At 31.1% G+C, this 18,234-nt stretch carries 13 protein-coding genes and 1 pseudogene; 9 read left to right on the forward strand and 5 right to left on the reverse strand.

The window, feature by feature from the left end; translation table 11 throughout:
* Together CVD18_RS17365 and CVD18_RS17370 are read right to left on the reverse strand one after the other, a co-directional pair.
* A pseudogene (locus CVD18_RS17365) lies at positions 1-498 on the reverse strand (hypothetical protein); the annotation flags it as partial.
* 252 nt (positions 499-750) lie between these two features.
* Complete coding sequence (locus tag CVD18_RS17370) at positions 751-2,826, reverse strand: lipopolysaccharide assembly protein LapB (protein WP_103866700.1); 2,076 nt, start codon at positions 2,824-2,826, stop codon at positions 751-753.
* A 577-nt stretch (positions 2,827-3,403) separates the two neighbouring features.
* Here CVD18_RS17370 and CVD18_RS17375 point away from each other — a divergent pair.
* From CVD18_RS17375 to CVD18_RS17400, 6 genes are all read left to right on the forward strand, one after another.
* Positions 3,404-4,213 (forward strand): glycosyltransferase, encoded by an 810-nt coding sequence (locus CVD18_RS17375; protein WP_103866688.1) that lies wholly within the window; start codon positions 3,404-3,406, stop codon positions 4,211-4,213.
* Positions 4,214-4,313: 100 nt separating this feature from the next.
* The gene (locus CVD18_RS17380) at positions 4,314-8,303 is read left to right on the forward strand and encodes a DUF4114 domain-containing protein (protein WP_103866689.1); all 3,990 of its coding nucleotides are present in this window, start codon (positions 4,314-4,316) and stop codon (positions 8,301-8,303) included.
* A 116-nt stretch (positions 8,304-8,419) separates the two neighbouring features.
* Positions 8,420-9,682 (forward strand): oligosaccharide flippase family protein, encoded by a 1,263-nt coding sequence (locus tag CVD18_RS17385; protein ID WP_369858715.1) that lies wholly within the window; start codon positions 8,420-8,422, stop codon positions 9,680-9,682.
* Positions 9,683-9,880: 198 nt separating this feature from the next.
* Positions 9,881-10,177, forward strand: a complete 297-nt coding sequence (locus CVD18_RS17390; protein ID WP_103866691.1) for an STAS domain-containing protein — start codon at positions 9,881-9,883, stop codon at positions 10,175-10,177.
* Positions 10,178-10,203: 26 nt separating this feature from the next.
* A complete protein-coding gene (locus tag CVD18_RS17395) occupies positions 10,204-10,503 on the forward strand; it encodes a hypothetical protein (RefSeq protein ID WP_103866692.1) in 300 nt (99 codons plus the stop codon).
* A 235-nt stretch (positions 10,504-10,738) separates the two neighbouring features.
* Entirely contained in the window at positions 10,739-11,920 is a 1,182-nt protein-coding gene (locus CVD18_RS17400) for a glycosyltransferase (RefSeq protein WP_103866693.1), read from the forward strand.
* Between the two features lie 104 nt (positions 11,921-12,024).
* Here CVD18_RS17400 and CVD18_RS17405 read toward each other — a convergent pair whose 3' ends face one another.
* The 3 genes from CVD18_RS17405 to CVD18_RS17420 all read right to left on the reverse strand — a co-directional run bounded on the left by CVD18_RS17405 (position 12,025) and on the right by CVD18_RS17420 (position 15,156).
* Positions 12,025-12,537 (reverse strand): GNAT family N-acetyltransferase, encoded by a 513-nt coding sequence (locus CVD18_RS17405; protein ID WP_103866694.1) that lies wholly within the window; start codon positions 12,535-12,537, stop codon positions 12,025-12,027.
* Positions 12,538-12,633: 96 nt separating this feature from the next.
* On the reverse strand, positions 12,634-13,761 hold the full coding sequence (locus CVD18_RS17410; RefSeq protein ID WP_103866695.1) for a leucine-rich repeat domain-containing protein: 1,128 nt from the start codon (positions 13,759-13,761) through the stop codon (positions 12,634-12,636).
* A gap of 420 nt (positions 13,762-14,181) precedes the next feature.
* On the reverse strand, positions 14,182-15,156 hold the full coding sequence (locus CVD18_RS17420; protein WP_146052826.1) for a hypothetical protein: 975 nt from the start codon (positions 15,154-15,156) through the stop codon (positions 14,182-14,184).
* 579 nt (positions 15,157-15,735) lie between these two features.
* Between CVD18_RS17420 and CVD18_RS17425 the strand changes: the two genes are divergently transcribed.
* From CVD18_RS17425 to CVD18_RS23405, 3 genes are all read left to right on the forward strand, one after another.
* Entirely contained in the window at positions 15,736-15,999 is a 264-nt protein-coding gene (locus CVD18_RS17425; RefSeq protein ID WP_103866698.1) for an Imm17 family immunity protein, read from the forward strand.
* A 205-nt stretch (positions 16,000-16,204) separates the two neighbouring features.
* The gene (locus CVD18_RS17430; RefSeq protein WP_103866699.1) at positions 16,205-17,329 is read left to right on the forward strand and encodes a hypothetical protein; all 1,125 of its coding nucleotides are present in this window, start codon (positions 16,205-16,207) and stop codon (positions 17,327-17,329) included.
* 515 nt (positions 17,330-17,844) lie between these two features.
* Positions 17,845-18,234: transposase (locus CVD18_RS23405; RefSeq protein WP_146052827.1), on the forward strand; the 390-nt coding region annotated here is incomplete at its 3' end.

Genomic DNA, 18,234 nt, shown 5'->3' on the forward strand with positions numbered 1-18,234 from the left:
TCTAGGTAATTCCCTGTTTCCTTTGCCAGATTCAAGAAAGAAAATATCATCACTCTCTACAATACCTTCAAAACCATTAGGAACAGCCCCTTCAAAGGCACTTAATATCTTATGCCGCCAGTCAAATGAAGTTTGGAGACAGATACCTGTCTGTTCAGCACATTTCTTTATCGAATTGCCTAATAGCATATGGTACAAATAAACACTAAGCAAGTTCCCCTTTTTTAAACCAAAAGTAACTTTACCTGTAGTTTCCCTAAAATACTTCTTGCACGATTTACAAAAATAACGTTGCACACCATTAGCCTTGCCATTTGCACGGATATCGATGTCTTGACAATTAGGGCAATGTAGTGACTGGATTTGTTGCACCTCGGAATGAACAGTATACAAGTCAGGCTCTGAAGGATCGACCATAGATAATAGCTCCCTAATTACGGTCTCACGACCCGATTCATCTAGGCTTTTGAAAAATTCTGTGAAAGATTCTGGTACCATTTGCACTTGTTTTAAAACAAAGATAACTAGTTAAGTCGTATTATAGAATATAGCTTTAGTCTATAATGAGGAACTCAAAAAAATAATGTAACAAAAAAGTCTTATCTGATCTAAAAGAAAACCATGGATATAAGCTAATTATTAAAGTAGAATTAGATATTACTGAAGCTCTTGATTGGTATGAGAAACAACTACACCACTACCTCTGATACTTTGCAGTCAAAATCTATAAAAAACATATTTATTTACTCTCTATTTTCTCAATCGTCTTATTTTTTTATCAAAAATAGGTCGTTGCAAGAAATACCATTTTAGCTTAAACCCAAATTCCATATATTCAAAACCTGCAGCAGTAGCAGAAGCAATATTACTATACTTACCATACAAAGTCGTCTTAAAACGATCAGAAAACCGATATCCAAATTTTGCTTCTGCTCTAAAAGTGGAAGATCCAGGGTCTTCCTCTACAAACTGTCTCCCTAATGCTGCACTAGCAGTATAAAACCAATTATTTTCTGGATTGCTTACAACTTCTGCAAAGATTTCACCCAAATTAAACTCTCCAGGGCTGAAATAGATAGCAGGCACTTGATTATCAAAAGAAAGATATTGATAATTAATTCCCGCTTTTAGACCAGGTCTATGTAATACATTATAATATAAGGAAGTAAATAACAAGTTTCTACTATTTGCATCAGTCTGAGAGGTATATATATATTGAGTATACCATCCTAAATTAAAATTGGTACTCAGATTATAATTCAAAAAGTAATTATTCATTATAATCTCCCGATTTAATAAATCTGCATTAAAATTTTGCAATTCACGTTTATATCCTACATCTAGGCTTTGCAGTTTAAACGGTTTTGTTTTTAGTACTGCCTCTGCAATCAATGCAGTATAATCAGTTGTAAACCCATTAGCATTGGTCACCCCTACTCTGGATTGCAAAGAAACTCTACCACTATATTTATACAAAAAGCCTAAAGAGAGATCATGAGAAGTAGCCTCATTCATACTTATGGTATTTTTTGTTGTTCTATAATCATATTGAACCTCTGGTATAAATTTGACCGATAAAGGGATCTCTGATCTTACTGTCACATTAATAGCTTCATTGTCTCCATTATCAAACGTAAATGCAGTTGTTTCTTCAACAAAAGGAGTATGTGTCTTTTTTAAGGTTTTGATTAATTTTTGTGCATCCTGTTGTTTTGGATAATAGTGTAGTGTACGAAATGCATAGGTATATGATTTGATATCATCTCCTACCGCTCTATATGCATTTGCAATTCCTAGGTTACCATCAAACGAACCTATATCTTTTTTTAGAATCTTACGATAATTTTGAAGACTTGTTCCAAAATTACTCGTATACATACCATGAGTAGCTTGCAGTGCAAGCACTCTAGAATTATTAGGATATGATTTTCCTAATTTTTTAATCTCTTTTCTTGCTTCACCAAATTTTCTATTCCACAATAATGCTTGTATATAACGCTCCCATGCGGACAGGTGCCCCTCCTCATCTTTTTTATTTTTATTTGTCTTAGTATAGGACAGTCTTGCAATATCCAACGCTTTTTTCTCTTTATGCTTTTTATGAGCTACCAGAGACAAGCCATTTAATGACAAACTACTATCTTTAGGATTTATACCCAAAGCGGTATATGTTTTTTCTGCATTTACAAGATCATTGGTCATGAGATACATATTTGCCTTATTGAGCTGTGTATCCTTATCATTAGGAAAATCAATCAGATTTTGATCTAATAATGCCAATGCTTCTTTGTACTTTTTATTCTGAGCTATTGTATTGGCATACCCTAATCGAATATATTTTCTAGACAACATCGCATTTGGGTTTCCTTTTTGTAATGCCAATGCTTTATTTACCATTTCTAAAGCATTCTTATATTTCTTCAAATTAGAAAGTGTATTTGCATACCCTAATACCGCAGGAAAACTTGTTGCATCTTCTGCTATCAACTTTTCATAGAATGTTTCAGCTTTGGTGAACTGCTTATCCCATAGTAAGGATTCTGCATAATTCAATTTAATCTCAAAATCATTAGTATACTCTTCTCGTAACTTTGTAAAGATAGATACTGCCTCTTTAGAATCTCCTAATAATCCTACTGCTCTACCATAACATAACCGAGCTGTTTTATTATCTGGGTATTCCTGTAGAACTGTATCAAAAAAAGATTTTGCCTTATCATATTTACCTGTTTCCAGATAATTAAACCCTTCTTGCATATCCTGAGCTACCAAAAATGAAAATGAGCCCAAAAACAGAAGACTAAAAAAAAATATTTTTAAGTGCATTTGTTTTGTGTAAAAGTTGATTAATAATGTTAAAGTAAGCATTACAAAAAAAACAACAGATAAAAACCAGATAAGTTTTATTAAAAATTGATTTCACCTATTTTTATTTAACGGATTTTGGTTAAAAATTAACATTTCTTTATGCGTCAAAATCAAAATTTAGGGGGAAAAACCCCCTTTTCACGACACGAAAATTGTACGGAAATCATCATTTTCTTTAACATTTGTAGTCCTTTACCTTCATTTTAAAACTTATAAAATGTTAAAATTTGAGTGAAAAACACCTATTTATCGACGAAATACACTGTTTTTGGGTTGTACGTAAACATATTGCGGTTTAACCGTATACGAATATTAAATAACTGGTATTACTTTTACATCAAGTTGATAACCAATAATTAATATCAATTTAAGTTCAAAAGTAAATTCGTCAAAATGTAAAATAGGCTTCAAAAAACCCCAGAAGAATGTTTAACAAGTTTACAAAGATCATAGGTCTACAAAAAAATAAAAAAGACCGCTCTTAATAAACCTTATACTTCTAATACCCCGGAAGTATATCCCAAAAAAATAAAATATGATGACGAAAACTACTGGAATTATTATCCCATGCTACAATGAATATGATAGACTGGATCAAAAAAAGTTTTGCAACTTCCTAAGCAATAACTCAAATTACCACTTATGTTTTGTGAATGATGGTAGTTCTGATGACACTTTAAAAATGTTATGCGAACTCAAAAAATTCGACCCAAAACGAATATCTGTACTTGACCTAGAGCAAAATCAAGGTAAAGCCACTGCAGTACAAACAGGAGCAAACTACTTGGCAGATATCGATTATATAGAAAATATCGCTTTTCTTGATGCTGACCTTTCTACTTCTTTAGAAGAAATGGATAATCTGGTAAAAAAATTAGACAGCAACCCACAACTTACAATGGTTTTTGGTTCTAGAAAAGCAGATAACTCAAATAATATAGACAGAAACATTATTAGGAAATTCTTATCAAATTTTGTTGGGTTCTTTATTAGATTCATCTTGCAACTTCCTATCAAGGATACTCAATGTGGAGCAAAAGTGTTTAAGAAAAGTATTATAGAGAATGTATACAGCCAAAGATTTATCAGCCGATGGTTATTTGATATAGAAATCTTCTTACGATTAAAAAAGCATATCGGATTAAAAGATCTATTAAACTGCATTAGTGAAGAACCACTAGATAGCTGGATCGAAGTAGAAGGATCTAAGATCACATTAAAAGATTCTTTTCTTATCCCAATCAACCTTTTAATGATATGGTTTAGCTACTTCAAGCCAAGAACTCATAGCAAAAATGCATCTGATATTTTCAACCTTAAAACAAACTACTATATGGTAAGATAACTACTTTCTTTAAAAAAATACCCCAACCTATTATACAAAATTTAACCATCAAATAACGCCTGTATCTAATTCGTGTCAAGATACTAGCTACCCATATACTATGAAAAAAACCATTACTCTCCTGGTAATTCTTCTTACAAGTATTACCTATGCCCAACAACCTTTTGATTGTAATGACGGAAAATTCTATCAAGTAATTTCTGGAGCATTACGATCATACGACCCCATAACAGGAACCTATTCAGATCCTCTACATACCCATACTGCATACAATGCAGGAGGATACAACCCTGTAGACAATTTTTTATACGCAATCAGAAATAGTGATAAACATTTATTGCGTATAGGTCAAGATATTATAGTAGACTTAGGAGCCGTTGCCGCAAATGGTGGAATCCAATTTGGAGGCGGTTATGCAGCAGATGTAGATAGTGACGGAAACCTATGGGTATTTCAAAACTCTCTAGACAAACAATCATTTCACAAAATCCTTAACCTTCAAGACTACGATGGTTCATCTGCTCCAGTATTTGAGATAATAGTCTCTAATCAAGCTTCTCCTAGCACATGTGCAGATATCGTTTTTATAGATGGTAACTTATACGGAGGAAGTAAAGGAAAAGTTTTTAAGTGGGACCTTACTACAGCTACTCCTGCTTTTAGTAGTAAATCAGTAACTGATTTACCAAGCCATACTTTTGGCGCCTGCTATACTGATACTAGTAATAGATTATATGTATCCAGTAATAACGGAGGATTACACCTAGTAAATGATTATGAAGGTGCTGCCCCTTATGCTACATTATTAAATAATACAGAAGTTACAAATTCTAATGACGGGTTCAAATGTGCTGTCGGAATCTCTCCTATAGATGCAGATCAAGATGAAGTTCTTGATCCTTTTGATAAAGATACGGATGGTGATGGAATTCCTGACCTTGTAGAAGGTGGAGGTGTTGATCCTTATGGTGATGATGATAGTGATGGCGTTTTTAATTACCTAGATCCCGATTTTGGTAATACTTGTAACAGCGGTGTTTCTCTTGCCTTTGATACCGATAGAGATGGGGTTCCAAATGTATTAGACCTTGATAGCGATAATGATGGTATTTTTGATATTGTAGAAGCAGGATTAGGTGCTTATGACACCAATGGTGATGGGCTCTTTAACTCTCAAGATACTGGTTTTGTAGATTCTGATCTTGATGGGATTGCAGATATTGTAGATATTGATCAAACTGGTATCGCTTTTTACCCTGCCGATACAGATGGTGACTTGATTTATGACCCCTATGATATCGATTCAGATCAAGATGGTATTATTGACCTTATAGAAGGACAAAACAGCCTTAATTTTATAGCTCTTTCTGGTTCTGACCAGGATAGAGACGGTATGGATGATGCATTTGATCCTGATAATGCAGGAACACCACAAGGATATATTAATACAGACGGTACTGATAAACCTGATTTTCTTGATACCGATTCTAATAATGATGGCACACTGGATAGTGTAGATGGGTATGATACCAATAGTGATGGAACTGCAGATACCCTTGCAGCGGGAAGTGACTTTGACCAAGATGGCCTAGATGATCATTTTGACCTCAAAGAAACTGTATTTGATTCTGATAACGGAAACCAAACTCCTACAAGCTTTCCTGTATCAAGTATTGGCGATCGGTATCATTATCTAGGAACATATATCAGTGATGGTACCCCTGATTATTTAGGAACAAACGAAGTATTGAGTTCTGATTATCTTACTCGTATTAATGGTGCTTTACCAGAAGGAAACTCAGTACCAGATCTTAACCCCAACTATATCTACTCTGGGTATGATACTGATGTTATTATAGAAAACACAACAAATGTTACAGTAACCTTTTTAGGTGAAAATACAACATACAAAAATACACTAGGTTATTATACGTATGATATAAACAGCCCGCTAACAAAAGCTCCTGCTCCAGAAGATATAACTGTTGTTTTCCCAAATGCTTCTCAAATAGGAAGTGATGGCGGATTAACTCCTGGAAACACGGTAAACATTGGTAGCTTCTCTACCGATACTGGTATCGGATGGGTATTGCTTGCAGATGGTTGGGATAACGGATCTATAGATTCTGGTTTATGGCAAATATATTCTGACCCTGATTATAACCCTGAATGTGATGAAGCTTTACGACCACACAATATCTTATTGGCTGATACTGCAAATGAAACGATTGTACTTGGTTTTGAAGACTTAAGAAGAGATTATCCTGGTGCAGACCATGATTTTAATGATGTTATGTTTCATATCAAAGCAGATACCTATTCATCTCTAAAAACAACAAATATTCCTGAATTGACTGAAGAGGGTGTTGTAACCTCAGGAAATGACGGAGGACTAGAAAGTAATGGTGATTTAGCCAACTTGATCGCCAAAAGAAACTTTTTGAGATCAAAAACTAATAAAATATATAATCAAAAGAATTTACAACAACGTTTTGCTCCAGGACAAAAATCATATAAGTCTGCTAATGGTCAGGATTTAAGTATCTATTTTCCTACAACAGGTGCTACAGGTACAGAAACATCATTTGTCTCTAGCCCAGATGACCTTCTTGGGATTACCAATGCAACCGCTGTATTCTCTATAGATTACTACAAACAAAATCAAAGAGTTGGTGCGGCACTGGCTATGGCTACCAAAGGTGGTGTATACGATCACTCAAAAACAATATGTGATAGACTTAATGGCTCTGTACTAGAGGATATAAGAACCTTAACTGTACGTAACCATACATTGGTAAATACCAAAATAAGAAGAGCTACGGGTGAGATTGAACAAGCCTTACATTTTTCTGTAAGAATGGATGAATACCAAAATGAATTATACAGTTTATGGAATATTGATCAGTATCCTGAAGGTGATTATCTTAATTTCCAGATATGGGGTGGATCAATACCACAAGTAGTTAATATGGCAAATACTATCATAGATCAACTTGTAGGTGAAAAATCATTAGGAAAAACTTTTATCCCTAATAATATCCCTTCTGTATTTGTACAAAAAGGATTCTATAAAGACGGAAAACTTGAACTGGATATCATAAACAAAAGCAAAGCAAATCAGTTTTATTTCAGAGGAAATAAAAGAGCCACTGAATTATCAGAAGAAAAATTAATGATCAAAACTGTTTCTTTATCTGGTGAATACCACGAGAAAATAACCGTAGAAACAGGATACTTATTTGATATTGGTTTTGCTATTACAGGAGATAATCCTGATAAAATTGACGCCTTATATCTTGCAGATGGCCCTTGGGGAATTGATTTCTCTGAAGAAAATGCAACCATCTCTAATTTTGAAATCATTAAAAACGAAAACAAAGAGGCGCCAAGTGATCACTATCTGGTAGAACGTGATGCCAAAGTAAGTGGTAATCTTAAAGAAACGGTAAATTTATTTAGAAATATCCTAGGAGGTGATCTTACTTTGAATGTATCTGAATACAAAGCGATAGAGTTTGAATTACTTACTGATAAAGATGTAGAAATTATTCTAGTAACCAAAGATTTGGTAGACTGGAACAAGAGACTTAGATATACTATAAAAGCTAGTGATAGCATACAAAAACATTCTATTGCTTTCTCAGACTTTTCTAGTGCTGCAAAACAAGCAATTACTGTAGAAGAATTAAGAAGTGTAGTATTCTCTGTACATGGTGACTATAGTAGTTTTACTCCTTTTAATCTTCAGGTTTCAAAACTTGCTTTTACACCAGAGGTAGCAGTAGATGAAAATGCAATCATAGATAATGATGATATTGCAAATATCACTACAAACACAACGATAACTAATTCACCTAATCCGTTCTCAACGCAAACAACAATCAAAATGCCTACAAAAAATCAAAAAATTACAATCTCTGTAATTGATATGCTAGGAAGAGTTGTACAACAAGAAGAATTAGGAAATACAGGAACCTCATCAGACACCTTTATTTTTAATGCAAAGAACCTACAACAAGGAGTTTATAAATATATTATTAGAGGTGATGACTTTAAGAAAAAATACAAAGGAAGTTTTTTAATACAGTAAATAGATATGGTTAGTAAAAACTGCTATGTCATGTGATGTGATGTAGCAGTTTTATAAAAAAAGAGCGTATCTTTAAGTAAGATACGTGAGACAGATAACTAAAAAAAAGAACTCACATGAACATGGTTATTAATACTGCACTAAAAAAATTAAGCGCTGAGCAAAAATTTATGATCAGTGTTATTATTGTTAATGGTGGGAACTATCTTTATAATTTAATATTAGGTAGAGTCTTGGGTCCTGAGCAATTTGCAGATGCTGCATTATTGATCACTTTTTTGTTAGTGTTATCTTTTGTTGCCATGACATTTCAATTATCTACAGCCAAATTTTCTGTACTTTTTGAAGACACTATATTCAAAAGCTTTATCAATATCATTTATAAATACTCTACTGGTATTGGTATTGTATTAGGTATTGTATTAATTATTTTTTCAAAACAACTTCAAATACTTTTTAATACACAATCTTCTAGTATGTTCGTTATTTTTGGAATAGGAGTTCCTATTTATTTTATAATGAGTGTAAATAGAGGAATATTTCAAGGTAGTAAAAAATTTGATAGTCTTGCCATCACATATCAAGGAGAAATGTTAAGCAGGCTTGTCATTACTCTAATTCTTATATATACAATTAGTAGTTTACAATCATCTACTTTGATTGCTTTAGGTATCGCTATTTCATTTTTATTTGGAATACTACCTTTTCGCTCCAAAGATTTAGAAATTACCAAAACACATACATTACCTTCATCAGAATCAAGATATATCATTAAATTCTTTCTACTGACAGCTTTTTATGAGTTTACCCAGATTATCATTAACAATAGCGACATCCTCATGGTGAAGCATTATTTTGAGACTTATGAAGCAGGTCTATATGCCTCTCTGGCCTTAATTGGTAGAGTTGTATATTTTGTAGCCTGGATGTTTGTAATGCTATTATTACCCAAAGTAGTAGAAAAACAAAAAGAAGGAGCATCGCATGCACCTATCCTTTTTAAGTATGTATTATACATCTCATTATTATCTACTACAATTGTACTTGGATGTTATATGTTTCCTGAACTGGTTATCAATCTTATGTTTGGTAAAGAATATATTAGCATTGCACCATTACTTTGGAAATATGCAATTGCCACATCTCTCTTTGCTATCTCTAATATTTTTGCGTATTACTTTTTATCTCTGGATCAATATATTCCAGTTATACTATCTGCCCTACTTGGGATCTCACAGGTAGTTTTGATTGCACTTTTTCACAATACATTATCAGAGGTTGTCATCATGCAAATCATAGCAATGGCAATTCTTCTCACATTTCAGATCTTCTTTTTTATAGGCTATCAAAAATTAGCTAAAAAGAATTCAACGAACTAATAAATCAATTCATCTAAAGATCCTTGTACCTAAACGATTACAAGACAATGATGTCAAAAAATTGATTCATATTTATATTTTACTCACTAAGTGAGATTTTAATGCTCTGAAGCTTGCTTCGAAATTAAAGATTCGTTTAAAACGAATACTTCGTTGGCTTGCCCCAAGGTAAATTACTAATCCATAAAACCACGCACTATGGCCCTAAAAATCACTAAAAACCAAGGAATTTTTGAAATCAGAGGAAGTATTATTGCAGAAAATGCACAATCACTTCATCATCATTTTGAAAAACTGTTATTCACTTCTGACAAGGTGATTCTATGTATGGATAAGGTAAAAAAAATTGATGAATCTGGTGTTTCTGTATTAACCAAACTATTCAGAAATGCTGTAGAGAACAATAAAATATTTTATATCATCGGAAAACAAAACAGAAAAGTAAAAAATGCTTTTGGCAATGTAAGCTATATTCTTAGAAATGACTATGTATAAACCAATAACCCCCAAATATAAAACAGATGAAATTACAAATTATAAATACCTCAGGAACCTATGAAGTAATAGGCAATTTTACACTAGATAATACAGAACTGGTAAAAGAGCATTTTAACTACTTATTAGATCATTATGAAGAAGTAGTAATGTCATTAAAAAAAGTCAAGGAAATCGATAAAAAGGCTATAAAAGTTCTAAAAGATATTTCTGAAAAAGCCAATAGAAGAAGTAAAATACTCTTTGTTTTGGGTAAAGAAAATAGCGTTATAGCAAAAGCTTTTATAAAGAATAAAGCAAATTATATTTTTAGAGAAGATTACTAATTGCTTTTCTCCATGCTATTTTTTAGGTCTCTTTTTTCAATGTTTCCTTCTATATACTAGTATTATTCTTATATAAGTTGTTTTTTTTACTAGGTTATTATAAATTGTAGTTTATAAAAAATAAAGACGTACCCCATTCGTCCTAAAATCTTGAAACCTGTTAACCAACATAATTTCTACTTGATTTTAATTCGTCTCTGTCTGTTTCTAAAAAAAAGAACACAAAATTTAATAGATGAAACTAGCTATTGTAACTGCATACCCACCTAGTAAGGTAACTTTGAACGAATACGCATACCATCTGGTAAAACATTTCAGACAACATACTGAGGTCACCGAGCTTATTTTATTAACGGATATCTCTCCACAGGATGCTGATACAAATTTTGAAGAAAACGGATGCCCTATTACTGTGAAACAATGTTGGAAATTTAATAGCTATACTAATTTGTTTTCTGTAATGAAGGCTATCAAGCAAACAAAACCAGATGCTATATTATTCAATCTTCAGTTTATGAAATTTGGAGATAAAAAAATAGCCGCTGCTTTGGGATTGCTATTACCAAAACGTTGTGTTGCACGCAAAATCCCTACCATAGTTTTGTTACATAATATTATGGAGCAGGTAGATCTAGAAAGTTCTGGATTTACCAAAAATAAAATATTACAAAAGATTTATAATGGTATAGGAACTATGCTTACCCGTTTTATCTTGTCTGCAGATACGGTTGCAGTTACCATTGATAAATATGTACATATTCTAAATGCAAAATATAAGTCTAAAAATGTAGTACAGATTCCGCATGGTACTTTTGAGATACCAGACGAACCCTCTTATATATTACCAAAAGGGCCGTTACAAATTATGACCTTTGGAAAATTTGGTACGTATAAAAAGGTAGAGATTATGATTGAGGCAGTAGAAAAAATACGTAAACGTACCGATGCAAATCTCGAAATCGTCATTGCTGGAACCGATAACCCAAATGTCATAGGATATTTGCAATCGGTACAAGAAAAATACACCCACGTACCACAACTTACATTTACAGGATATGTAGAAGAAAGTGATGTACCAAGAATTTTTGGAGAAAGCGCAATGGTTGTTTTTCCTTACACCTCTACTACAGGAAGTTCTGGAGTACTGCATCAGGCTGGTAGTTATGGCAAAGCTGTAGTTATGCCAGATTTGGGTGATCTAAGTTTATTGGTAAAAGATGAAGGATATAAAGGAGAATTCTTTGACTCTACTAGTGTAGATAGTCTTGCAGATGCAATAGAAAAAATTGTATTAAATGCTGAATACCGTACCGAATTAGGCAAAACCAACTACCAAGCTGCAACAGCACTACCTATGAGCAAGATAACCAAAATGTATCTCGATCAATTTGAAGCTATTCGCCAAAAACGCAAGTAAATCCGAGGCTTATGATAATAGCTTTATTTGCCTTAATCTATTAGAGGCAAGAGGGTATCGTATATTGTTTTTTTAAAATATGTAGCATCTAATTAGTTATTAGATTATTGTTCATATTTTAGTTTTGCATATATATGCTCATCTAGTATCTTTCCGTTTTTTATGATCGCATTTTTACATATTCCTTCTTTTGTATATCCATTTTTTTCAAGGATGCTCATAGAAGCTCTATTGTAGGCAAAAACTCCAGCTTCAATTCTTTCCAGGGCAAGGTCTTTGAATCCATATTCTGTAATTAATTCAACCGCCTTAGTTCCTATTCCTTTTCCCCAGTATTGTTCTCCTATCCAATACCCCATTTCGGCATTTTTTCTATAAATATCGGTTTGTAGGATCAAACTAATGACACCACAAATAGCTCCGTTATATGTTATCCCCAGGTTTTGAAGAGGATCCTTAGTTTTTGCAAACTCAATAAATTCTTCAGCATCTTTAAGAGCATATGGATACGGGATATAATCTTTTAGGTTATCCCATACCTTTTTATTGTTTAAAAGATTTGCAATTAACTGAGCATCTTTGGCAATCAAGGGTCGTAATTTAATAGCTGGTTTCATTATAAGTGTATTACAGAATATACAAATCTAGCGGATTTTCTATCTCTGAAAAAGTAGACTAACTGTTATCATTTGATCAAAAAAGTTTATATCACTTCAATGAATAACCTCACAGTTTTTCATTTTCTTTTTTAACTTCTTGATTTCTTTATCAGGAATCTGATTCCCTCTTAAATTTAGCTTTTTTAAAGATTTTAAGTGGTAGATTTTTTTTGGGATTTCACTCAAATAATTATTGGATACATCGATATATTCAATTTGTTGGAGTTGATTTATACTCTCAGGAATTTTTGATATAAAGTTATTAGAAACATTAAGATATTTTAAAGATGTGAAATCCCCTATATTTTGAGGTAATTCAAATAATTTATTTTCGGGTAATTCAATTACTTCTAAAGTGCTAATAGAGGCTAAAGATTCTGGGATTTTATCAATTTCATGTTTTGGAAAACTAATTTTTTTTAAACTCTTAAAATCAATAATACATTCGGGCAAAAAATACATAGCCCCTGTTAAATATCTCCCTCCATATATTCTAGGTAACTTTAGTATTTCTAGTTTAGTACGAGAACAATCAAAATCTCGATGTGATCGTTCCGATATTTTTGTTATTTTAATTTGACCAATAGAGTTAATCTCTTGTTCTTGTTCTTTTGTAAGTTGAATTCCTTTTAATTCAGGGTTTCTAGAAAGCAGATAATCTAATCTCTTTTTTGCTAGTTTTCTTTTCTTCTTTATATATTTAATTGATTCTTCTCCTGAGTTTCTTTCAAATGATAATGAAATTATATCCAACTCCATATCCATCTCCTCCCAGGACAAAGGATAATCAGATACTTTTCTTTCTTCAAGTTTTTCATCATAATGATCCAGAAAGATTGAATATTTTCTAGGTTTAAATTGATGCGTTCCTATCAGATCTACTATTTTAACTCTCTCTATACTTCCATATTTATCAAGGTCATCATCTGGTAAAGTCCCAACTAATCGATAAGTAATTTGAGTAACGATAACATCAGAAATAGGTTGTAAGGTATAATACAGTATTTTGTCATAATCACCTTTAGATTTCACAGGTTTAATCGCAACTATTTTGTCAAAAAAACTTTGCAACGTATTATTATAATGCGTGAAATATAATGCTTCTCTATACTCTTCTTCAATTGTCTGTCCAAACGATAAACTAGTATAAATAAGTACTATTAATTTGAATGTTGTTTTCATAACCAATCGATATTACCCCCCTTTTTTTGAATGCTATATTATAATAGCTAAGTAATTATATTTTTTTATGTACTAAAAATCAATCATTTTCTCTGTTTAAAAAAAATAACTTTCATTACCCCAACCATAACAAAAGCAGTAACTATATTTATTACAAAATTAATAACACTAAATATCCACCACGGAATATCTAAACCATGAGAATAGAGGGTTCCTTGAGAAATCCCAGCAACTAAACTTAGTAAGGCAACAGAAATACAGGTAAACCGAATATATTTTTTTGAATTAATAAAAGCGTATCGATTATAGATCCCTAAAATTATTGTGTAAAAAAAAGTGCCCAGTACAAAAAAAATAAATATCATTAATAACTTTTAAAACCTTCAATCTGTTAGTGTATATCTTATCTTGCTATATAACCTACATTTCTATTTTTAGTTTTTTTGCTCCTAAATCAACCTCATTAGATTTTATAAAAATATATAAACTCTCTATATTCCCATTGGTCTCATATTTTAACAATTGGGATTTCTGATAAACATCTTCTTGTGATAAAGTGTCTATAAATGATTGAATAGATGCTTCTGTCAAATTATCTTTTTTTGCAAAATCATACACTTTTTCAGGAATCATTGATTTAGAATGACTTGAGAATTTTTCGTTTTTCTTATTTGTAGAAATTATATCAACATCATCTATTTTTGTTGGTAGTACAAAATAAGCTATATTTTTATTTATTTTTAAAAGTTTAATCCCTTTATTATTCCCTAGGTCAAACGTTATATCTTTATCTTCTTTTTGAAATTCTTTATATGCAACAGATGCATATCCTTTGAGGGTAATAGTAATATTCCCATTCAAATTAGAATATTCTTCTTTAATCGGGAAAGTAGTATGTATTTGACCACTGCTAAATTCTAAATCCTTTGATTCGTTATTTTTTATATTTTTATTCTTATCATCTATGTATACCGATACACTCTTGTCATCCTGAATTTGGATTTCGGATATTTGTATAAATACATTAGATAGTCTATTATTACTTTTATGAATTTCTTCAATAGATTCATAATTTTTAAGCTTAGAGAAAAAATCTAGTTTCCATTCGCCAGTATAGTCTTTTTTGATTTTAAACCTTTTATTGGTCGCTAGTTTATCTATGATCGTATTTACTTCTGCTTCTTGTAATTTTTTAACCTCCCAAGGTTTATTAAAAACTCCTGAAGTTTCTTCATTTATTTGCTTACTGGATATAGATTCTTCTTGGAAACCTTTGATTATATAAGGTAAGAATTTCTTAAACCCCTCAAATTCTTCCTTTCTTTTGTCTTGTCCAATTACTGAAATAGATACATTCATCAACAGTAACAGTAGTAATATTCTGTGTATTTTCATAATACTGGTAAAAAAAAGTATAACATACGCTTTTTAAATTTGATAAACTGTCCCCTTGTTAACATATTTGTTTTGTATTCATTATTACAAACCAACTATTACATGAAACTTCTAATGTTTTATTATTTCAATTCATAATCACAATCACTTTCCATGGATGCTAATTTGTGTGAATCTCCTTTTTTCAAGTATAATAATGCTGACTTTTTATATCGCTTTTCTCAATTAATTTCATATCTCAAATGTAGTATTATGAAATTTAAAAGAACACTCCGAACTTATAAGTACTAAAAGTGGAGCAGTGAGATGGAAGTCATATTATTGGATATATGTATCCGCTGCTTTAAAAGATAAATATGTTGCTATTGAAGATATTGATAATGGTATTTGGAAAATATTTTATAGAAATGTATTTTTAAATTTCTTTGATAAAAGGTATCTAAGAAATAAACAACAATCAACAAGGTTAGAAATTAATTTAATGTAAACCCTAACCTTTAACTTATAGTAACCTGCCCCTTAACAAACATCGAATGAAAACAAAATGGATAACTAAGCCAGTGAATATAGACAAAAACAATGAAGAAAACAATAGATAAATTCAGCAATTTTATTGAACTCTATCTTCAATATGGTTATCTATTTGCATCTATAGGTTTTAGTCTTTTTCTATTAGGTTATATCAAAAATTGGAATTGGGTTATGGAACCAGGAGGAGGTTGGATGAATATTGTATATTGGGAAAGAAAATTAGAAAACAAAACAGTTAGACTAATTATGGGAGTAATAAGTCTAATCTCTACATTTTCTCTATTTTTATATTTCGAATTTGTATCTGAATAAGAAAAACGGTTCAACAAAATATCCTATGTAAAGCCCTTTTCTAAGCTATAATATAAATTTGCGATATTTTTGTTTATTTTATTTATTTCATTATGATATTTTTATGGTGAAAAAGTTATGAAATTCGCGCAAAAAAAATCGATAGTTAAGTATCTTTTTGCTCTGTTACCACCTCAAATTAATAACTTAAAATAACAAAATTTTGATGAGTAGAACACAATTAAACAAAACAATATTATCAATATTACTTCTAATTTTTCTTGTTGGTTGTTTTGATTTTAAAATTAATTATGAAACTTTCTATATTACTCTTGAAGAAGAGGATAATTTAGAAATACTTGATCCTATAAAAATTGCCAAGCTAATTGATGAACCGTCAGTTGGACGAAATGTAAAAATTGAAGGGAAAAATTATTTTCTTCCTGTAAATTTTGATTATCATGTCTCAAATGTAGGTAAATATAGAATGCCAATAGGTGATTTAATAATTACAAATGAAGTAAATAAATATCAACCTATTCGATTTAATTATGAAAAAGATCACTCATTTAGATCTGGTGGAGGAAGAAATACATTTTTATTTTTTCTACCAAGTGAAGATGAAAATGCAATTACCAAAAAAAAGATACTTAAACAATACAGCCATATTGATTACATAGACAACAATAGTTTAATTTCTAAAAGCACTGTTATATCTTATCAATATCTTGAACACAAAAAAGGGTTTGAAATTTTCCATAGCGTAAAAATTCCTTATTTAAAAGACGTTACACTTAATGAATCGTTATATGAATCTGTAGATGTATTACGAATGGCAAAACATCTCAAAGATACTACAAGTGTAGAATTCAATTGGGAAAAAATAGACTATGTTACACCTCCCTATTTTCATCGCTATTTTACAGAAAAAGTATTAGATACAATTGTGATGAACACAAAGAAACAACCAAATAATTTTAAATATAATTACAAACCCGACAAATTACAACTTGAACTTTCTTTTGTTAAAGATTCAGCGTTAGCAATTTTATTTAAAGACCTTGAAAGAACACCCTTAAACAAAGATTTTGATATAGAAAAAAACTATTCTAAAGAATCTTTAAGAATTCTAGCAGATTATCTTAGTTATTTTGATTATGAAATTTTAATATCTAAGAAAAACGCAAATACATTTTATTTTAAAGATGGCTTTTCATATTTAGTGTTGCATTTTAATCCAAAAAAGGAATTATTATTTATCATTAAAGAAGATAGTACATTCAACGAGTATAATTATGAAATTTATTTTCACTTTTTTAATAAAAATTTAATTCCAAAATTGGATATATAAAAACTACTACCAATAACTAAGAAGTATATGACATGCGTAGGCCAACGCTATATGTTTTGTTGACTAGATCCCTTATTCTATGGTTACTAATAGCTATTTTATTCCATATCTACTAATACTATGAATTTAAGAACTCGATCTAAAGCAGTTTCTAGAATGATGCATTTTTTTTGATCCATCGTTTCTATCTTTTTATTTATACCAGTTATACTTTGAATTTACTTAAAAAGAAAATCAACTATTTTTTTTTATGCAAAGAAGAAAAATATAACATGACTATAGCTACAGTTAAATTTTATTCTGAAGCATCGGCGGAAAAAGAGAATTTTATTGTGGTAAACTCAAAATGTAATTAGTCCTACTTTGTCATCTTAGAAAAAAGGAGCAAAACGTTTTGTGAATGATAGTAAACACACTATTTTGCTCCTTCAAAATAAATGTTTCACAAATTAAACAAAAGCGTGCCATAATAGATAGTATCCGCCAAAAAAAATGATTCCAAAACCCCTGAATTTTTGGAATCTGTCCGTTCTAGTTTTACTTCCTTCTTTTCAGATTTTAGTACGCACTTTAAGATTGTCAAGTTTTCTTATAGGCAACACGCCTTTGATTACTTTCAATCGCTTTTCAAACTAGAAAAGAAGACTGTAAACTGCCAGAATATAGCAGATCACTTGTCTTGTTTGGATCAACAAAGCATTAATCATTTTATCAATAGCGATTGTTGGTCGTTTAGAAATTTAATGGACCAAGTAGCCTTAGAATCTTCAAAGATGTTTGTTAATAATAAACAACCTATTGGTTTACTGATAGATGAGGTAGGTTTTCGTAAAAAAGGAAAAATGTCAGCTTGTGTTTCCAGACAATATTTAGGCTGTATTGGTAAGACTGATAATGGGCAAGTG

The organism is Aquimarina sp. I32.4 (genome assembly GCF_002924285.1).
Lineage (GTDB): Bacteria > Bacteroidota > Bacteroidia > Flavobacteriales > Flavobacteriaceae > Aquimarina.